The sequence below is a fragment of the Chitinophaga sp. genome, assembly GCF_035564935.1.
Taxonomy (GTDB): domain Bacteria; phylum Bacteroidota; class Bacteroidia; order Chitinophagales; family Chitinophagaceae; genus Chitinophaga.
Genome location: NZ_DATMTE010000035.1, coordinates 1 through 4,616 on the forward strand (window position 1 = coordinate 1; position 4,616 = coordinate 4,616).

Genomic DNA, 4,616 nt, shown 5'->3' on the forward strand with positions numbered 1-4,616 from the left:
ACATCTTCTATGAACTCCATATCAACGGTAATGTTCCCCGGCAGATCCGGTCCTATCATAATCAACCGGTTGCCCCATTGCTCCTGTAACAAGCGGGCTTTGGTAGATAGTACAGTATGTATACCTCCCACTTTGTTACATACTTCCCAGCTCACTTCAAATATGTAATCCGGTTTCCAGCGTATATCGCCCATTGGTAATATTTTTTTTCTTTTCCGGAAAGATGTTTGCCCGCAGTGAAAAATCTGTAAGCACATTCATATAATTGATGAAGGCATCAAAGGGATTATCGTAAGGGCTTACGGAATTAGCGGTATCCTGGAGCCCCATGTAATAGAAATGATCGGCGCTTTGCAGGTACAGCCAATCCTGAATTAATTCTTCATCATCCGCGGCATGTACTCTACGCTCAAGTGCGTACAGTGTTTCAAAAGCATCCTGCTGCATATCATTGCTCAGCCAGGGATGCAGATCGCAGCCTTCCGGCTGTAACGCTGCCGTTTGCGGCCTTGTAATGGAAACTAAAGAGGGCAAGAGTTTTGCTACCTCTGTGGCGTGCAGGATCTGATTACTTTGGCGGAGTACTTCATCAGGCAAATTTTTAGCGAAAGCGGGTATTACATCTGCATGCCTGTGAGTTCTGCCAAATGCCTGGTAATCCATGAAGAGGTTGATCGTTTTGTTTTCCTGGGAATCGCTGCCATTGAGCGTTGCCATGAAACCCATGGTTGCAGCCATGTCGGCAACTTTTCTATTATAGATCTGCGCTGTATTATTGAACAGGTGTGGTTTTCTCCCAAATAAGCCAACTATTCTTTCCGTATGTTTTTTTACCTGGAAATTGAATTCCTCATTGCTTTTCAATACGGCAAGTGAATGGCTGTAAGTATCGGACATGAATTCCACGCATCCGGTATCCGCGAGCATACGGAAGCTTTCTACCAGTTCGGGCGTATACATTTCAAATTGGTCCAGCGCCGTACCTGAGATTGAAAATTTCACGCGTAACTGTCCGTTACCGGATTTTATCAGTTGCAGTAATGCCCTGTTTGCCGGTAAATAAGATTGTAATGATATCCGTTTCAGTATTTCACTGTTCAAAGTTTCATCGTAATACGGGATTTTACCTCCGATGTCCATAAAAGAAAACCTGTTTAGCCGGAAAGGTTGATGGACCTGGAAATGAATGCAGATCTTTTTCATAGATAGCTATAATTAATGATTAAATGTTAGTTGTTCATATACCATTTTAATACATGCTGCCTGTTTTTCCCAGTTTAGCGTGTTGAGTTCCCGGGCACTTTCCCGTTTTATCAGGCTGTTTATTCCCTTGTACCTGGCCAGGGCATATATGCAGTTCGCCAGATCGGAAGTATCGGGGCTATCTGTTTTCAATGCGTAGCGTAATACTTCCTGTACGCCCGACTGCCTGGAGATAACAACCGGGGTACCAGCTCTGATAGCTTCCAACGGGATAATACCAAAAGGTTCAGAAACGGAAGGCATTACAAACACATCACTGGAAGCCAAAAGTTTATCCAGTTCTGCTCCTTTGAGGAAGCCGGGAAAATGGAAGTAGCGTGAAATGCGTAGTTGGGCTGCATATGAGATCATCGCCTTCAGCATATCACCGCTTCCGGCCATAACAAAACGGAACGACTTATCTCTTTTTAATATTTTGGCTGCGGCCTCAACAAAGTATGCAGGGCCTTTCTGATAGGTTATCCTCCCGGCAAACGTGACAACTTTTTCTTTAAAGGCTCTGAAAGCCAGGCTTCTGGGCTTATGCGCAACAGGTAATACGGCGTTATGAATAGTCACAACTTTTTCGGGAGGAATGCCATAGCGGTCAATGATAACGCGCCTGGTGAGTTCGCTTACTGCAATTACCTTGTTTGCCTTCATCATTCCCAGTTTTTCCGTTTCATATACCTGCATATTGATATTGTTTCCGGAGCGGTCAAACTCGGTGGCGTGAACGTGTACAACTAATGGTTTTCCACTTACCTCACTAGCCATAATACCAGCGGGAAATGCAAGCCAGTCATGTACATGAATAACATCAAAATGGTGCCGGATAGCAATAGTGGCAGCCGTCTGGGCGTATTGCCATACCTCTTCCATCAGGTTTTTTCCATAACCTCCGGTAAATGAATATCTCATTACCGGGCTGTTGCCGGTTTGCCGGCTGGAAATAGTGTTTGTTTTGCTGACTTCAGTGGCGAATGCTTCAGGGCTGTGATAAGGGACTAGAGGGCTGTTTACTTCAAAATAGGAGAAGGTTTCGTGTAACTTTCCTGTTGTGGAAGCGCTTAACGGAATATCCACGTCGCTGGCGCCAATCACTTTGATTTCCCCCGCCTCTTCGTTTCCATGTTTTTTAGGGACCACAAACAGTACCTTCACGTTATTGGCCGTTAACCCGGTGGCAATGCCTAAGCACGCCGTACCCAATCCCCCGGAAATATGTGGTGGAAACTCCCAGCCGAACATTAACACTTGCATATGGTTATATTTATTATTTATAGTTATTCAACAGGTTTCTGAACCGTAAAAGTTCTGCTACACTCCAGGCCTGGGCAACGGCGCCGCCGGCTTTATGAGGAAAGTCGCCGTCAAATACTTCCGCCACGCTATAAAGGCAATCTTCTTTAAGTGCAGGTGCCAGGCCATCATATATTTCTTCCAGCAGCCTGAGTCCTTCATGTTTATATACCCTCAGGTATCCTTCTGCAAAATGCGCCAGCATCCATGGCCATACAGTACCCTGATGATAGGTCATATCACGGGCTGGCTGAGTACCGCAATAATGTGCGTGATAATCTGCATCGGAGGAGGATAAGGTCCGTAGTCCACGGGGAGTAAGCAGCTCCCCTCTTATTTTGTCCATTACCGCTTTTTGTTGTTCCCCTGTTAGCGGGGAAAAAGGAAGTGAAACAGCAAATAATTGATTAGGACGTACGGACCAATCCTTATATGAATCACTCACATGGTCTGCCAGGTATTTTCTTTCATCACTCCAGAAAGAATCGACAAACGAATTCCGGATCCTTTCTGGATAGGCCGCCCATTTTTTTACAAAGGTTTGGTCGCCAGCCTCAGTAGCTATCTGCAAACAGAAGCAAACGGCATTATACCAGAGCGCGTTTATTTCCACAGCTTTCCCGTAGCGTGGCGTTACGGGTTGATTGTCGACTATGGCATCCATCCAGGTAAGCGCGTATCCGGCTTCTCCGGCATATATTAATCCATCCTCTTCCATCCTGATGCCAAACAGGGTGCCTTGCCGGTAATATTCCATTATGGTAGCGAGTGCAGCTCCGTATATTTCCCATAGTTTTTCTCCCGTTATATAGTATTTTACATATTGCTGCATTGCCCAAATCAGCCATAGGGAGGCGTCAGCTGTATTATAGATGGCATTGCTGCCATAACCGGTATTGGGTATTATTCCTTGCTTCATATCCTTCAGCAAAGTATCCGCGATTTTTCTGAAATAATATACTTCCCCCGTTAACAGTGTTAATCCGGGAAGCGATATGCAGGTATCCCGTCCCCAGGATCCAAACCAGTAATAACCTGCTTTTATAATAGTTCGTTTGTCTTTTTCAATAATAAACCGGCGTGCGCTGCGCCTGAGATAGTCACAAATAGTTTCGGGTATATTCAGCTCCTTCAACAAGTGGGTGATCCGCAAGCGCGCCATTTTTATGTCGGTTGCTTTTACGCCAATGGCAAAAAGTACCGTTTGACCAGGTTCTATTTTCAATTCAAAATATCCGGGCGTGTACAGATCTTCCTGGTAATCATATCCTTTTTCTTGTTCTTCAGGATAAGAGAAATTATAATACCAATCAGCATCAGTAATAAAATTAGCCTGAGCTGAAGTTTGGAGGTAAAGAGGCGTATAACCGGGATATAATTGAACAGAAATACCGCCTGTTACAGGGACTACAGTACCATTAAGCTGGCTGTTCCGGTGGGTGAGGGTATGCATATTCCTGAATGCCAGTAAAGGCATGAGATGCAGGGTAACGGCAGCATCAGCTTCTTTCAACGTATATTTAATATACAAGGTATTATCCATTGCAAGAAAGAGCCATTCTTTAATCAGCAACATGTTGCCAAACCTGTAGGTCCATGTGGGATTATAATCATTATTGAAGGTACAGATATGGTGAAATCCTTCAGGGTAAAAAGTGTTATGATAACAATGTGCGCCCAGCAGCCAGGTTTGCCCATCACTCAGTACTGATTCATCCAGGGAAGACAACAGTACATGGTTATCATCATCCAGTTGTGGCTGGGGTGCTACAAACAATCCATGGTACTTCCTGCTGTTATACCCGGATAAAGTGGTTGCAGCATATGTACCGTTATTGCCGGATAGTATAACTTCCCGGCTGTCTGGCATATTTGAATGCTCCAACACCATATCGCCAAATAATGATTGTATTTTTTTCGTGAGCTGCATGAAAGAAATAGATTAGAATACATATCAAATGTATGAAGCCGGTAGTTCTTTAAGACTGACCATAATTAGCAGATTATATGATTGTCATCAATCCCGGTTCATTTGATCAACATCATCAGCAGGGATGACGAAGGTCATTAGA

4 protein-coding genes are annotated in these 4,616 nt (G+C 44.3%); all 4 read right to left on the reverse strand.

The genetic code is table 11. The annotated features are described in order from the left end of the window. Positions 1–194 (reverse strand): hypothetical protein (locus VN105_RS01025; protein ID WP_325637039.1); only part of this gene is annotated, 194 nt, incomplete at its 3' end. Continuing rightward, positions 157–1,203, reverse strand: a complete 1,047-nt coding sequence (locus VN105_RS01030; RefSeq protein WP_325637041.1) for a polysaccharide deacetylase family protein — start codon at positions 1,201–1,203, stop codon at positions 157–159. The genes VN105_RS01030 and VN105_RS01025, both read right to left, overlap by 38 nt. 12 nt (positions 1,204–1,215) lie before the next feature. After that, positions 1,216–2,505, reverse strand: coding sequence for a glycosyltransferase family 4 protein (locus VN105_RS01035; RefSeq protein ID WP_325637043.1), 1,290 nt, complete (start codon positions 2,503–2,505; stop codon positions 1,216–1,218). A gap of 13 nt (positions 2,506–2,518) precedes the next feature. Beyond that, entirely contained in the window at positions 2,519–4,474 is a 1,956-nt protein-coding gene (locus VN105_RS01040; protein WP_325637045.1) for an amylo-alpha-1,6-glucosidase, read from the reverse strand. Between the last annotated feature and the right edge of the window lie 142 nt (positions 4,475–4,616).